This is a genomic window from Oscillospiraceae bacterium CM (genome assembly GCA_022870705.1).
GTDB lineage: Bacteria > Bacillota > Clostridia > Oscillospirales > Oscillospiraceae > Sporobacter.
This window is the reverse complement of the sequence record CP072107.1, coordinates 1303104-1317246: the sequence shown is the minus strand read 5'-3', so window position 1 is coordinate 1317246 and position 14143 is coordinate 1303104. Positions and strand designations below refer to the sequence as shown.

General features: G+C 53.1%; 13 protein-coding genes and 6 tRNA genes. 18 read left to right on the top strand and 1 reads right to left on the bottom strand.

What is annotated here, in order from left to right:
• The first annotated feature begins 53 nt into the window (after positions 1–53).
• The 8 genes from IZU99_06575 to pfkA all read left to right on the top strand — a co-directional run bounded on the left by IZU99_06575 (position 54) and on the right by pfkA (position 9498).
• A complete protein-coding gene (locus IZU99_06575) occupies positions 54–878 on the top strand; it encodes a purine-nucleoside phosphorylase (protein UOO36937.1) in 825 nt (274 codons plus the stop codon).
• A gap of 155 nt (positions 879–1033) precedes the next feature.
• Complete coding sequence (locus tag IZU99_06570) at positions 1034–3349, top strand: hypothetical protein (GenBank protein ID UOO36936.1); 2316 nt, start codon at positions 1034–1036, stop codon at positions 3347–3349.
• Positions 3350–3695: 346 nt separating this feature from the next.
• Positions 3696–4283, top strand: coding sequence for a hypothetical protein (locus IZU99_06565; GenBank protein UOO36935.1), 588 nt, complete (start codon positions 3696–3698; stop codon positions 4281–4283).
• Positions 4284–4426: 143 nt separating this feature from the next.
• Positions 4427–5392 (top strand): M23 family metallopeptidase, encoded by a 966-nt coding sequence (locus IZU99_06560; GenBank protein UOO36934.1) that lies wholly within the window; start codon positions 4427–4429, stop codon positions 5390–5392.
• On the top strand, positions 5386–6006 hold the full coding sequence (locus IZU99_06555; GenBank protein UOO36933.1) for a hypothetical protein: 621 nt from the start codon (positions 5386–5388) through the stop codon (positions 6004–6006). Before IZU99_06560 ends, IZU99_06555 begins: the two co-directional genes overlap by 7 nt.
• Positions 6007–7839: a TIGR03960 family B12-binding radical SAM protein gene (locus IZU99_06550; GenBank protein ID UOO36932.1), complete on the top strand. Its 1833-nt coding sequence runs from the start codon at positions 6007–6009 to the stop codon at positions 7837–7839.
• Entirely contained in the window at positions 7832–8494 is a 663-nt protein-coding gene (locus IZU99_06545; GenBank protein UOO36931.1) for a DUF2344 domain-containing protein, read from the top strand. The genes IZU99_06550 and IZU99_06545 overlap by 8 nt, the downstream gene beginning before the upstream one ends.
• A gap of 29 nt (positions 8495–8523) precedes the next feature.
• On the top strand, positions 8524–9498 hold the full coding sequence (gene pfkA, locus IZU99_06540) for a 6-phosphofructokinase (protein UOO36930.1): 975 nt from the start codon (positions 8524–8526) through the stop codon (positions 9496–9498).
• Here the strand turns inward: pfkA and IZU99_06535 are convergent.
• On the bottom strand, positions 9495–10148 hold the full coding sequence (locus IZU99_06535; GenBank protein UOO36929.1) for a DUF3298 and DUF4163 domain-containing protein: 654 nt from the start codon (positions 10146–10148) through the stop codon (positions 9495–9497). The two genes, pfkA and IZU99_06535, sit on opposite strands and share 4 nt — an antisense overlap.
• A 208-nt stretch (positions 10149–10356) precedes the next feature.
• Between IZU99_06535 and IZU99_06530 the strand changes: the two genes are divergently transcribed.
• The 10 genes from IZU99_06530 to IZU99_06485 all read left to right on the top strand — a co-directional run bounded on the left by IZU99_06530 (position 10357) and on the right by IZU99_06485 (position 14097).
• Positions 10357–10617 carry a TrpR-like protein gene (locus IZU99_06530; GenBank protein UOO38776.1) on the top strand — a complete coding sequence of 87 codons (261 nt, stop codon included), beginning with the start codon at positions 10357–10359 and terminating at the stop codon, positions 10615–10617.
• Positions 10618–10679: 62 nt separating this feature from the next.
• Positions 10680–11363, top strand: a complete 684-nt coding sequence (locus tag IZU99_06525) for a class I SAM-dependent methyltransferase (protein UOO38775.1) — start codon at positions 10680–10682, stop codon at positions 11361–11363.
• On the top strand, positions 11356–12273 hold the full coding sequence (hslO, locus tag IZU99_06520; GenBank protein ID UOO36928.1) for an Hsp33 family molecular chaperone HslO: 918 nt from the start codon (positions 11356–11358) through the stop codon (positions 12271–12273). The genes IZU99_06525 and hslO overlap by 8 nt, the downstream gene beginning before the upstream one ends.
• A gap of 83 nt (positions 12274–12356) precedes the next feature.
• Positions 12357–12432: transfer RNA gene (locus IZU99_06515), tRNA-Val, on the top strand.
• A 7-nt stretch (positions 12433–12439) separates the two neighbouring features.
• Positions 12440–12516, top strand: a tRNA-Asp gene (locus IZU99_06510).
• Positions 12517–12542: 26 nt separating this feature from the next.
• Positions 12543–12618 (top strand) — tRNA-Phe (locus tag IZU99_06505).
• Positions 12619–12666: 48 nt separating this feature from the next.
• Positions 12667–12742 (top strand) — tRNA-Gly (locus IZU99_06500).
• A gap of 36 nt (positions 12743–12778) precedes the next feature.
• Positions 12779–12853 (top strand) — tRNA-Cys (locus IZU99_06495).
• A gap of 47 nt (positions 12854–12900) precedes the next feature.
• Positions 12901–12976: transfer RNA gene (locus tag IZU99_06490), tRNA-Gly, on the top strand.
• A gap of 182 nt (positions 12977–13158) precedes the next feature.
• Positions 13159–14097: a GGDEF domain-containing protein gene (locus tag IZU99_06485; GenBank protein UOO36927.1), complete on the top strand. Its 939-nt coding sequence runs from the start codon at positions 13159–13161 to the stop codon at positions 14095–14097.
• Positions 14098–14143 lie beyond the last annotated feature (46 nt).

The following is a 14143-nucleotide window of genomic DNA, read 5'->3' as shown; positions in this document are numbered from 1 at the left end:
TAAAATGACGGACGGCTTGACGGCCGACCGGTGTGCCAAAAAGGAGAAAAGCTTTGGAAACATATAAAAAAATTGAAAAAGCGCTGAAAATATTGAAGGGATCGACTTCGATTGTCCCAAAAGTAGCGCTGGTCCTCGGCTCCGGCCTCGGCGCTTTTGCCGAGGAAATCGACGTCGTCTCAACGCTTGACTACGCGGAAATTGACGGCTTTCCCGTCAGCACCGTACCGGGGCACCGGGGCCGATTTGTCTTCGGCTATATCGGGGACGTACCCGTCGTTTTAATGCAGGGGCGCGTTCATTACTACGAGGGGTATGATTTGTCGGATGTTGTGATGCCGATCCGCCTGATGGTACTTTTGGGGGCCAAGACGCTTTTTTTAACGAACGCCTCCGGGGCGATTAATACGGCCTATTCGGCGGGCGACTTCGTCCTGCTGCGTGATCATATCGTGTTGGGCGTACCGTCACCGCTTATCGGCCCGAACATCGAGGAACTCGGCACGCGTTTTCCGGACATGAGCGCCGTTTATGACCCTGTGTTGCGCCAGACGGTGCTGGCGGCGGGCGACGCGCTTGGCATCCGTATGCAGGAGGGCGTTTATATTCAGGTTTCCGGCCCGAATTTTGAAACGCCCGCAGAAATACGGGCCTACGGCACGCTTGGCGCCGACATCGTCGGCATGTCGACGGCGGTGGAGGCCGTCGCGGCGCGGCATATGGGGATTAGGGTCTGCGGTATCTCGTGCGTCGCGAATATGGCCTCTGGCCTTTCTAAAACGCCGCTGACGCACGAGGAGGTGCAGGAGACGGCAAACAGAGTGGCGCCGGACTTCAAGAGGCTTTTAACAGCGGCGATAAAACGAGCAGGAAAGTGACCGTTAGGACCATGCGGCTTTTTTATGATCGTAATTGGGCTGGGATAGCTCTAAAATATATTGTTGAAAAATGTAATAATATACATTAATATGATATTAATGCTAATTCTACCAGAGGTGCATGCAAACAGAGAGAGTAATTAGGGGGCTGCATCATGAAAAACACCATCGGAATTAAATGTATAGCATTTTTCGTCATCGCAGTCCTTATGATACATAGTGTTGGGCAAATGCCAAAGGCCCAGGCGGAGGAAATTGCCAAGCCCATTCATATCATCGTCATGGGGCGCGAGGTATCGTTTCCGGATCAGCAGCCTGTTTTCATCAATTCGAGAACCATGGTGCCCGTGCGCCTAACGGAGGAATTTGATTTCAACGTTAATTGGCAAGCGTCAATAAATGAGGTTGTCGTGAGCAACGCAAAGACCGTCGTCATATTCAAAATCGGCAGCGACTTGATGACGGTCAACGGCATTTCGCAAAAAATGGATGTCAAAGCGCAAACGCTCAATAATCGGACGATGATACCACTTCGATACTTGACGGAGCCGTTCGGATACGACGTTAAATTTGAAAACAACCCAAATGACTTTACTATTTCACTCGTTTTGAAAGAATCTGACGAGGACGCGGCGCAAAAAAAGCTTATGGAAAAGATGGGGCTCACGGATACCCTTTATCCCATATATGATGATGTGGGAATTAGCTTTGTTTTAATGCGGATCGAGGAGGCTGTTGCGCGGGGAAGCGGCCAAGGCGTTGACATTCTGGTTGTAGACAGCGAACAAAATGCGGATAAATCGATGCTCACAAAATTGGCTCCTTCGGCAAAGCTTGATATGGTAACGTCATTGCCGGAAAACCTTGACGGCTATGACATTGTCTCCATTAAGCGGAACCTCTGGAAAAACTATGACATGGACCAACTGGCATTAAAATACCCTGATACACTATTCCTGGTGACCATTGATTATTATACGGAGGCACCTCGGGACAAGCCCGTCATAGACAACAGCGCGCACTTCGAAGCGGTTAAAAAACTGACGCAGCCGAATATTATCAAGGTTGGCCGCGGCATGTTTAACGCCGGTTCGATTAACCCGTGGAATATTCTTTACGATTATGCGCCGGTCGCCGACTTATATATAATGGATTGGAATGATCAGGCGCTGAATGTCGCAGCTGGCGTATTCGCCATATTCCTTGAAACGCACAAGGATATGAAAGCGATGAATATGAAAAGCTATATCGCCCGCCACAGCAAAGAAAACACCAGTCTCGTGCAGCCAAGAGAGGATCTCAATAAAAGAATACCTGTATCGTTCATGGTTTTAGACGCCCATTTGCTTTTCAACAGCTACGACGACGACCCGGCGATTCTGGACGTCTTAAATCTGAGCAGCTATACCGGAAAAGGCGTCAAGGTGGCCATCATTGATCATAATTTTGACTTAAAAGGACTGGAGGATAAAGTCAAGGCGCAATATGTTGTTTCTGAAGACAAGAATTTCGGTTATCAAAACTTTTATGGAAAAGGCGCTTATTCGCACGGCAAGGAGATGCTAAATGACCTGCTTGATGTTGCCCCCGACGCGGCGGTTTATACAATTTTAACTGGGCCTTTTAACGGCACGTTTGAAGGACAGGATGCCCAGGATATCGTAAACGCCTTATATAAAGCGAAAGAATTGAACGTGGACGTTGTGTCCATGAGCTTCGCAGCATATTACAATACGAACGATAGTATTAAAAAGGCCATTCGCTCCTTATGCGATTCCGGCATTCTGGTGAGCTGGTTCTGGTCCGCGGAGACGCTGGATAATCAATTCAGAAGCAGGAGTGGTTCATGGGAAGAAACAGCGCTCGGACCTGACGGCGTACTCATGTATGACCGTTACGACAAGGATTATTACCGCACTCCGTCGGAAGTCGGGAGTGTTTCCGGCACAGCGCCCAGGATGGCCGGAATACTTGCGCAAATTCTTGAAGCGGACCCGGATGCGACCGGAAAAGCAATCAAGCAGCTCATCAATGAAACGGGTGTTAAAGTCGGCGATAAATATATGCAGGGCTATGATACCATCCCAAATGTCAGCCGGTTAATAAATATTCTGGATAATAAACTTGACGTTGTAAAAGACCTTTATCAAAACGCGCCGATTCAGGTGTCCTTCACGAAGAGCTACGATGTAAGGATTAATGGGGTCATGAAAGAGAATACCTCAGCACTATCGGTGCCGGGGTCCGGGCATTTTACAATCCAAATCCAGGACGGCGGTCAAACGATTGTTGAACCGGCGACGCAGCAAGTCAGTGTTCTGCTGCTTGTAGACAGCGCGGGCAACTACTTTCTGGACGCGACATTTAATGGAACGATTCAGACGGATATCGGGTCTATCGAGGTTAAAAAGGGTATCAACAAGATTGAAAAAGTGGTCGGGTCGATCCATGATATTCAAATAAATTATTAGTTCACTGTACGCATCTCATGGTCTGCATGAAGCAAAGATGCAGGCGTTGGGTTGCTGTTACCCTGAGTATTCTATGCGATTCTCCGCGCCGGAAGGTTTTAGATTAATGAAAAGCGGCAGCAACAGCTGCCGCTTTTTTTGGCATTGTGTGCACAAGTAAAATCTGGGATTGTTCATAATATGTTCTAATTTTGTTCGTTAATCGGCAATTATCACGCGATATAATTACAAAACATATAGAAAAAGTGTGAATCATCTGATCTCGGATTTTATGTTTCCCACCAAGCAACCTGCAGGTCTGCTCTTTGAAGCATCATTTTGACGCGACATGGAAAGGAGATTATTTATGAAAGGCAAGCTACTCATCGGCATAGCGATCATCACAATTTTGGCCGCGGTTATATCGGGGTGTGCAGGGGGCACGGCCAGTACGGCAACAAAAACGGACGGTGCTGTAACAACGGCTCAATCACAGCCGAGTGCTTCGAATCTAACACAAACCCCAGCAACGACAACAACGGTGGATACAACGACAACAGCGACGACAACAGCGACAACAAAGCCAACAGCGACAACAAAGCCAACAGCGACAACAAAGCCAACAACAACGGCGGATACAACAACAAAGACGACAACACCAGCGACGACAACACCAGCGACGACAACACCAGCGACGACAACACCAGCGACGGCAACACCAGCGACGCAAAAAGTCTTTACGCTTTCGGAACTCAGCAAATATAACGGGAAAAACGGCAATCCAGCCTATGTCGCCGCTTTCGGCATCGTCTATGACGTGAGCAGCGTGAATGTGTGGCGTAGCGGAACCCATGAAGGCATTATGGCAGGCACAGATATTACGGCAGCCATTCAAAACGCCCCGCACGGCACCGATGTATTAAAAGGCCTTCCGGTCGTTGGGAAGCTGCAATAACTGGCGCCATTAAACCTCCGGTTTTATGCCGGGGGTTTTTATCGCCGTTTTTAGCGACGCTTTTCGGAAAACGCATCCCAAATCCCAGAAATTGCATATGCCTGGCCAAATCTGAATATAATTACCCCACAGGGGGTGTGACTTTGGAACGGTACAGGACATATGACGGGCGGCACAGCGCGGCACGCCGCCGCCGCTCGTCGTTTAAAATATCAAAGTCGGACAGGTCGGCCAGACGCGTTTTCAAGCTGGCTGTTTGCGCCGGGATTTTTGTCGTGGCCGCCGCTGTGAAGCTGCTTTTTCCGTCGGCGATGAAATCGGTCGGTGACGAGCTCAACGCCGTCGTCAACTATAAAGCGGCTTTTACGGCCATCGGCGAAGGCATCAGCGGTGATAAAAAATTCACAGCGGCGCTCGGTGAGGCGCTGACATACGCCTTTTCAGGCACAGCACCAACGGCGGACAGCGTGACTCCCGCGCCAAGCGCGACAAACGATGCTGCCCCAAGCCAGACGGACGGAAAGAGCAGCGCAGACGATACGACGGGTGACGGCGGCACTGTTGAAACCTTTGCGGAAACGGATGGCAGCGGGGAGACAAAAGAAGTGCCGAGCAAAAGCGAGGCTTTTACGAACGCTGTCATCTCGGCCTTTGTGCAGAGTCAGGAGCAGTATTCCGATTATGCGATTCCGGCCGGCGTTACCTACGATATGCCGAAGCTCGGCATATCCTATACAAAGCCGGTAGACGGCGTTGTGTCCTCCGGCTTTGGCTTTCGCCTGCACCCGACGGACAACACGGTCAAATTCCATTACGGAACGGATATCGCGGCAGACGCCGGGACAAGCATTGTCGCCTTTGCCGACGGCAAAGTGATCGCCGCCGGACAGAGCGCAACGCTCGGCAATTATGTGATCTTAAGCCACAGTGATATTGAAACGCTATACGCCCATTGCGGCAAAATTAATGTAAAAAGCGGACAGGCTGTTAAAAAAGGCGATCTCATAGCCACCGTCGGCATGACGGGAAACGCGACGGATACGTGTTTGCATTTTGAAATCAAAGTCAGCGGCGTGTCTGTTAATCCTGAATATTACGTGACATGGTGACAGTCGGACGCGTCACGGTCGGTGCGGGCGCGCTTTTAGCGCTCGCGTCTATCTTTTTATTCAATGACGGCGCTTTTTTTCTGGCGGTTGTTGTGGCTGTTGCCTGCCATGAGCTTGGGCATTACGCGGCGCTCCGCTTTTTAAAGCACCGCATCGTCAGTCTCCGGCTGGATATCTGGGGCGGTGATATGCGCTGTGACGGGCGTCTGTCTTACAGTCATGAGATTATCACGGCGGCCGCCGGGCCGATGGCAAGCTTTCTGCTGGCCTTCCTGGCCTCTCAATTCGGGCCGTCTTGCCGGGCATTATTTTTTTTATCGGGTCTCAGCCTCGTTTACGGCGCGTTCAACATCCTGCCGGTGCAGGCGCTTGACGGCGGACGGATGATTTACGCGCTGACGGCACAGCAGCGCGGGCTTTTAGCGGCCGAGCGTTTGACCTGCGTCCTCAGCTGCGGTATCATCGGACTCCTTCTGGTGGCCGGTGTCTGGCTTCTTATCCGGACACACGTGAATTTTACGCTGCTGCTTGTTGCGGTCTGTTTGTTAATCAGCTATTGTCAGACGGGCTCTGTTCAGGTACAATCAAAGGGAAAAAATGTCGGATGTGTGTGAATGAACAGACAATTAGAGAGAATCTTAAAAACAGTTCAGAAGCCGGCCCGCTATACAGGCGGGGAGTACGGCGCAATTATGAAGGATAAAGAGCGCGTCCAGACGCGCGTGGCCCTGTGTTTTCCGGACACATATGAAATCGGGATGTCGAACCTCGGTATGCGGATTTTATACGCCGTCGCCAATAAAATGGACGGCGTCTGGTGCGAGCGTGTCTTCGCCCCGTGGGGTGACATGGAAGAGGCTATGGAAAAAGCCGGACTGCCGCTTTTCGCGTTAGAGAGCGGTGATCCTGTCGGCAGCTTCGATATCATCGCGTTTTCGCTGGGGTATGAGCTGGCGTACACAAACGTCTTGAACATGCTGCGCCTTGCCGGATTACCGCTGCGCCGTGCCGATAGGCCGGGTCTTTCGCCGCTTGTCATCGCGGGTGGGACATGCTGCTATAACCCCGAGCCGATGGCCGATTTTATCGATCTTTTCATTATCGGCGAGGGTGAGACGGTTAATGGTGAAGTTATTGAGGCGTACGGCCGGGCGAAAAAGGATGGACTGACCAAACAGGCTTTTTTGGCGCTGGCCGCCAAAATTCCCGGCGTCTACGTCCCGAGCCTGTATGACGTCGCATACGGCGGCGACGGGACAATCAGTGCCATCACGCCGTGCGGCGGTGCGCCGCTGCCTGTCGTTAAACGGATCGTTGAGAACCTTGATGACGCGTATTTCCCGGCTGAAACGATCGTCCCGTCGACGGAAATCGTCCACGACAGGGTTGTATTAGAGCTTTTCCGCGGGTGCATCCGCGGCTGCCGCTTCTGTCAGGCGGGGTACGTTTACCGGCCTGTGCGTGCGCGCGCCCCGGACAAGCTGACAAAAATGGGTATCGAGGGGCTGGAAAAATCAGGCTATGAGGAAATTACGCTTTCATCGCTGAGCACAAGCGATTACAAGGAACTGGAGACGCTGTGCGACGGGCTTCTCAGCTGGTGTGAGCCGCGCAAAGCGAGCTTGTCGCTGCCGTCGCTGCGCGCCGACAACTTTTCGATGGAATTGATGCGCAAGGCGCAGAAGGTGCGCAAATCGGGCCTCACATTCGCCCCGGAGGCGGGCAGCCAGCGCCTGCGCGACGCTATCAACAAAAACGTCACGGAAGAGGCGCTTTTGCAGACATGTCGCATTGCCTTTGCGGGCGGCTGGAACAGCGTGAAGCTCTATTTCATGCTTGGCCTGCCGACCGAGACGGATGCCGACGTTGTCGCCATCGCCGAGCTCGCGCACAAGGTGCTCGGCATTTGGAAGCAGCACGCGGCAAATAAAAGCCGCGGCGTCCGGCTGACGGTCAGCACGTCCTGCTTCGTGCCGAAGGCACACACGCCGTTTCAGTGGGCGGGGCAGGTGACAATGGCGGAATATGAGCGCCGCGTGGCGCTATTGCGCGACGCCATGCGCGCCAGAGCCATCGTCTACAACTGGCATGACGCAAAAACAAGCCTTATCGAGGCTGTTCTCGCGCGGGGAGACCGGCGCATCGGCGCGGTTTTGGCGCATGTCGTCCAAAACGGCGGGCGTTTGGATGCCTGGGAAGAGTATTTCTCCTTTGAGCGCTGGCAGAAGGCCTTTGAGGCAACCGGTCTTGACCCGGCGTTTTATGCAAACAGAGAGCGATTATATGGCGAAGTGCTGCCGTGGCACGTCACGTCTGCCGGTGTCGGCGAGGCTTTCCTCTATGGGGAATATGAAAAAGCGCTGCGCGCCGAGCTGTCACCGGACTGCCGCACGGCCTGTACGGCTTGCGGGGCGTCAAGCCTGACGGGAGGGCGCTGCGATGGCTAGAGTGAGACTTCTTTTTGCAAAAATGGGCCGCAGCAAATACCTGTCACATCTGGATTTGATGCGGACATTCCAGCGCGTGTTTATCAGGGCGGGCGTCCCGCTGCATCACACGGAGGGGTTTAACCCGCACCCGTATCTGTCCTTTGCGCTGCCGCTGTCTGTCGGCGTTGAAAGCGTGACGGAGCTTCTGGATGCCGAGCTCAGCTGCAGCGAGGATTTATCGGCGCTGCCAATGCGGCTGAATCAGCAAATGCCAGAAGGTATTCGGGTGCTGGAAGCCTATGAGCCGGCAACGAAGTTTGCGGCGCTTGCGTGGGTTGCCGTTGAAGGATACCTCGATTATGACGCGGGTGTTCCGGCAGAGTCTCTTACGGCGCTGTCATCGCTTTTTGCGTCGAAGGAACTCGTCATAACGAAAAAGACAAAAAAGGGTATGGCTGAGGTGAACATTATCCCCGCAATTGGGGATATTAGCTTTGAAGACACAGGCGACGGGCGCGTGCTGCTGCGCGCCGTTATCGCCGCGCAGAATCCGTCGCTCAACCCGGAGCATTTGATTACGGCAATTAAAACGCACCGCCCTGATTTGACGCCGGATTTTGCGGCGTTCAAGCGGCTGGCTGTCTATGACGGCGCCAAGGCCGTCTTTCACTAAGCGACACAGAAGATGAAGGGAGACTTTCCATGGAGACGACCATCAGGCGTATCGGCGTCTTAACGTCCGGCGGTGACGCGCCGGGGATGAACGCGGCAATTCGCGCCGTTGTTTTAACGGCGCTGCATCTCGGGATTGAATGCGTTGGTATTCGGCGCGGGTATAACGGGCTGATCGGCGGCGATGCCGTGACGATGACGGCCGACGACGTCAGCGGAATCGCAAGATGCGGCGGCACAATTCTCTACACGGCGAGAAGCCCCGAATTCATGACGAAAAAAGGGCAGAAGCGCGCGTCGGAAAACTGCCGCTTTCTGGGGCTTGACGGCCTCGTCATTATCGGCGGGGACGGGTCCTACCGCGGGGCCCTCGTCTTGTCCAAGCTCGGAGTGCCCGTTATCGGCATACCCGGTACGATTGACAACGACATCGGCTGCACAACGTACACCATTGGGTTTGACACGGCCTGCAACACGGCCATCGACGCCGTGGACAAGCTCGACGACACGATGCAGTCACACGAGCGCTGCTCTGTCGTCGAGGTCATGGGGCATCACGCCGGTCATCTGGCTCTAAACGTCGGTATTTCAACTGGGGCGACCGTGACGCTCATTCCGGAAATGCAAATTGATTTTGAAGCGGATGTGGCCGATAGAATCCGCGCCGCGCGCCTTGAAGGGCATACGCACTTTACCGTCATTGTTGCCGAGGGTGCGGCCTCCGCCCATGAGATAGCTGCAAAAATCAAAGAGACGACGGGCGTTGACACGCGCGTGACGACGCTCGGCCATATCCAGCGCGGCGGCTCACCGCTCGTGCGCGACCGGGTAACGGCCTCGCGCATGGGCTTTAAGGCTGTGCGCCTGTTGTATGACGGGGTTTATAACCGCATCATCTCCATGAATGGTGAAAAGTGCGTCGATATCGATATCGAGGAGGCGCTCAATATGACAAAGGGCCTCGACGAGGACGCCTGCATGATGCAGGACGCGCTGATGAGTTAAGGGTGCGTTTTGATGTCGGCCGGATACTCGAAAACGGGGATACCCTCGTAATACGGCGCGATGGCATATTGGTCGTAGAAAATGATAATATTGCCGGGCTCAATATAGAATTTCGCCGGGCTGAAGTATTTTTTAATGAGCTTTGGATAGTTTTCAAAATAATGATGCGTGCCGGCGCGGGTTTGCTGCGTCGCGATGACGATGGCATTGTCAATTAAAAGGCGCTTGTAATTTGTACCGCGCGGAAAAAAATCACTGAGCATGATAAACCAGCCCGTCTCCGTGCGCCAGGTATCGCCAAAGCGCCGGGTCGCGCCGTGCGCGCCGCCAGTAAAGTCATACACGTCAAAATAAAGGCTAAGCAAATCGTTTTCATTATATGTAACGGTGAATTTCATGACCGACTCGAATTCGCGGAAGGGATAACCGTTTTCCGTGGCGTACCGCCACTCGGCAACGGCGTCGGGTAAAAGATCGCTTTTTGCTTTTTTGAGCAGTGTTTTTGCCATGTGCCGGTAATAGCTATTAATGCGCCTGTCAGCCTTGCCGCCGCCGCCGGACACAACAGGGTAATGAAAATCGGTACGCACCATCGTTACGCCTTCAAAGGTGAGGTCCTCTGTGAGGGTTTCTTCTGAAATCGTCATCATACGCTCACGCCCCTTCGTTCATACAATATGACGGCGGCAGGCAAAGCGTTAATAAATTGCTCTTTACTTTAACGATTTACTCCTGTAAAATATAGAATGTGAATCGAATTCGCACCCGCCCGCGCGACAGCGCGCCGGAATTTATTGGCCGGGAGGGACTGCCGTGAACAAGACAGTGAAAGGCACCAAGAAAGACAGAAATACGGAGATGTATGAGGCGATCTTAACGCTTCGGACAGTTGACGAGTGTATGCGCTTTTTTGACGACCTCTGTTCGGTCACAGAACTGCGGGCGATGGAGCAGCGCTTTCAGGTGGCAATGCTTTTAAATCAGGGGAACATCTACAACAATATTCTGGAGCAGACGGGCGCCTCATCGGCGACGATCAGCCGCGTCAACAGAAGCCTCATGTACGGTGCCGACGGCTATGAGATTGCTTTTAAAAGGTTAAAGGAGAAAGAATCGTGACGTCGTATTCCTCACTGGCGCGGTTTTACGACAGCCTCACGGGTGATGTGCCTTATGCGGCGATGGCGGATTTTTACGAACAGCTTTTTCGCGAACGCGGGCTTGCCGTTCGGTCGATTGTCGATCTCGCGTGCGGGACAGGTACGCTGACAAGCCTTCTGGCCGGGCGCGGGTATGATATGATCGGCGTCGATGCCTCCGAGGACATGCTGGCACAGGCCGCCGAGAAAGCAGAGGGCCTATCGGGCAGGCTGCTTTTATTAAACCAGCCAATGGAGTGCCTCGACCTTTTCGGGACGGTGGATGCCGCCGTCTGCTCGCTTGACGGTATCAATTATGTCAAACCATCGCTTTTGAAAGACGTTTTTTACCGCGTCCGGCTCTTCTTGGAGCCGGGCGGTCTATTTGTCTTTGATATTCACACACCGGCGCGTCTCAAAAGCCTCGACGGGGAGGTGTTTCTGGACGAGACGCCAGACGTTTTTTGTGTGTGGCGCACATTTTTTGATAACAGGGAGAATGCCTGCTTTTACGGCATGGATCTTTTTGAACGCCTCGGCTCAAAATGGTTACGCAGCCGGGAGGAGCATGTTGAATACGCCTACGACCCACGAGACCTAGAAAGTCTATTAGTGAACGAAGGGTTTGCGGACGTGCGCTTTTATGGGGATTTAAAGCATACTGCGCCCGATGAAAGCGACACGCGCATTTTCATCGCCGCGTCGAAAGGAACAGGCAATGGATGAAATCGTCAGAGCCGTCTCGGATGACGGGTTTATTCAAATATCGGCTGTGTCCTTAAAAAACACGGTGGAAAGGGCGCGCGTTATTCACAAGACAACGCCAGTCGTGACGGCGGCGCTCGGCCGGACGATGGCGGCCTGCTCGATGCTTGGGCACATGCTGAAGGACCCATTAGCGTCCGTCACCGTGCGCATTAACGGCGGCGGGCCGGTCGGGAGCATTATTGCCGTCTCCGACAGCACAGGCAACGTACGTGGCTATGTCCAGAACCCGTTTGTCGATATTCCGAAGAAGCCCAACGGCAAGCTTGATGTCGGCGGGGCCGTCGGCACAGACGGCATGCTGACTGTTATCAGAGACCTGCACCTTAAAGAGCCATACGTCGGCAGCGTCCAGCTTGTCACCGGTGAGATTGCCGAAGACTTCACGGCGTATTTTTACGCCAGTGAACAAACGCGCACGGCCGTCGCGCTCGGCGTTCTCGTCGGACCGGACCAGTCCGTTCTGGCAGCAGGGGGCTATATCGTGCAACTGTTACCGGACGCGCCGGATACGCTTCTTGACACGCTCGAGCGCAACATTGCCGCGACAGGCCCCGTGACAACCGTTTTGACGGACGGCACCGCCGAGGGGCTCTGTGGTCGCGTTCTCGCGGGGTTTACGATGCGCGTATTAGAAACGACACCCGTAGAATACCGGTGCTACTGCAGCCGCGCGCGTGTTTTACAGGCTGTTGCCGGTGTCGGACGGCAGGAGCTCCTCGATATGGAGAAGAAGGGCGAGCCGGTTGAAGTTACATGCCAATTCTGTGACACCGTCTATCGATTAACACCGCGCGAGGTTATCGCATATCTTGAAGAAAACAAGACGCCGGTAGAGTTCGAAGGGCATGAAAACAGTCCTGAAAAATAGCGTTTTAAAATCGCGTTTTACTGTTGACAAGAGATAGGGGTTTTAGTATAATAACAACCGTCGCTAACAACGGCAGCGGTTGGGGGAGCATAGCTCAGCTGGGAGAGCACATGCCTTACAAGCATGGGGTCACAGGTTCGAGCCCTGTTGTTCCCACCACAAAAATGGCCCAGTAGTTCAGTTGGTTAGAACGCCAGCCTGTCACGCTGGAGGTCGACGGTTCGAGCCCGTTCTGGGTCGCCACAGGGCACTTCACAGTGCCCTAATATGCCTCTGTAGCTCAGTTGGTAGAGCAGAGGACTGAAAATCCTCGTGTCGTTGGTTCGATTCCGACCGGAGGCACCACGCGCAGTTTATATAAATTGAATAATTTCATATGATATTGCGCGATGTGCGGGCGTAGCTCATCTGGTAGAGCGCCACCTTGCCAAGGTGGAGGTAGCGAGTTCGAGCCTCGTCGCCCGCTCCAAATAAAGAGGTGCTTTTGCGCCTCTTTATCGCCTATGGCGACATAGCCAAGTGGTAAGGCATGGGTCTGCAAAACCCTGATTCCCCAGTTCAAATCTGGGTGTCGCCTCCAAAACCATAGAACCCGAAGAGAAATCTTCGGGTTCTACAACTGAATATGCGGGCGTAGCTCATCTGGTAGAGCGCCACCTTGCCAAGGTGGAGGTAGCGAGTTCGAGCCTCGTCGCCCGCTCCAATAAGAGGTGCCGATGCGCCTCTTTTTATTTAAAAAACTTGACCGAACAGGTTAATGGGCCAAGTTGCTCATCTTATTTTTAGAAATGACAGATTGTGGTTAAGATTTCTACGAAAAATGACGAAAGTAATTAATAAGAAGATAAGCGGCAGAGACATATCGGAGCAGTTTCGGAGGTATTGATGACAGAACCAACCACCATCTTTCAGGCCGTCTTTCAGAATTCGCCGGTCGGGCTTGTCATTGTCAACCCGGATACGACGGTTCGTGACGCCAACCGATATATGCTGAAAAGCTTTCATTTAACGCCGGAGGCGCTGAGCGGTGAGCGTTTCGGCAATGTTTTCAACTGCTCGGATATTCTTGAAGAGCAAGAGGTTTGCGGCAACGGTGATGCGTGCAAGACTTGCCCTCTGCGCAGTGCGCTGGAGACCGTTTTGCAAACGGGTACGGTGATTACAGACGCGGAGGTTGACCACAATTTTCATATCGACGGCGTCACGCACCAGAAGTGGTTTGTTGTCAGCGCCACGCGCGTTGTCAGTGACGGTGATGTTTTTGCGATCGTCGCATTTGCCGATATCACAGCGCAGAAAGAGTATGAGCAGTTGCTCAACAGCCAGCTTTCCCTTGATCTGGCGACCGGCATAACGAACAAATACGCGCTGTTAAACGCCTTGAAAAATCTGTCGGTTTCAAAAGAGAATATTACGCTTGCCATGATCGATTTCGACGACTTTAAGCTGATTAACGATACGCTCGGCCATCTTGCCGGTGATAAGGTGCTGTGCATTTTTTCCGAATGCGCGGCTTCCCTCACGCGCAAACAGGACATCCTCGGCCGCTTCGGCGGTGAGGAATTCATGCTTGTTATGCCGGGGCAGTCCAGCGAACTAATGCTAGAGACGCTGTTGAATATCTCAAAAACATTGCAGGACAGATGTGAGAAGGAACTGCACATCCGCCCGACGTTCAGCGCGGGCGTTACGGAAGTTCTCTTAGACGCCGACGGAGAGCTTGACGTTTGGGCTGTCATTTCACAAGCTGATACGAACCTTTACGAGGCGAAAAAAAGAGGGAAGAAGAAAGTTGTGTTTGACGGGGGAGAATTTCCGCTCTAAGGCGTCGCAACCGGCGTGATGACTTGACAATCGGGGACTGCCATTC

Coding starts and splice junctions, on each gene's coding strand:
- IZU99_06550 (UOO36932.1), top strand. CDS start 6,007: ATGAACAGACAATTAGAGAGAATCTTAAAAACAGTTCAGAAGCCGGCC.
- IZU99_06525 (UOO38775.1), top strand. CDS start 10,680: ATGGCGGATTTTTACGAACAGCTTTTTCGCGAACGCGGGCTTGCCGTT.
- IZU99_06545 (UOO36931.1), top strand. CDS start 7,832: ATGGCTAGAGTGAGACTTCTTTTTGCAAAAATGGGCCGCAGCAAATAC.
- IZU99_06535 (UOO36929.1), bottom strand. CDS start 10,148: ATGATGACGATTTCAGAAGAAACCCTCACAGAGGACCTCACCTTTGAA.
- IZU99_06530 (UOO38776.1), top strand. CDS start 10,357: ATGTATGAGGCGATCTTAACGCTTCGGACAGTTGACGAGTGTATGCGC.
- IZU99_06570 (UOO36936.1), top strand. CDS start 1,034: ATGAAAAACACCATCGGAATTAAATGTATAGCATTTTTCGTCATCGCA.
- hslO (UOO36928.1), top strand. CDS start 11,356: ATGGATGAAATCGTCAGAGCCGTCTCGGATGACGGGTTTATTCAAATA.
- IZU99_06565 (UOO36935.1), top strand. CDS start 3,696: ATGAAAGGCAAGCTACTCATCGGCATAGCGATCATCACAATTTTGGCC.
- pfkA (UOO36930.1), top strand. CDS start 8,524: ATGGAGACGACCATCAGGCGTATCGGCGTCTTAACGTCCGGCGGTGAC.
- IZU99_06555 (UOO36933.1), top strand. CDS start 5,386: ATGGTGACAGTCGGACGCGTCACGGTCGGTGCGGGCGCGCTTTTAGCG.
- IZU99_06485 (UOO36927.1), top strand. CDS start 13,159: ATGACAGAACCAACCACCATCTTTCAGGCCGTCTTTCAGAATTCGCCG.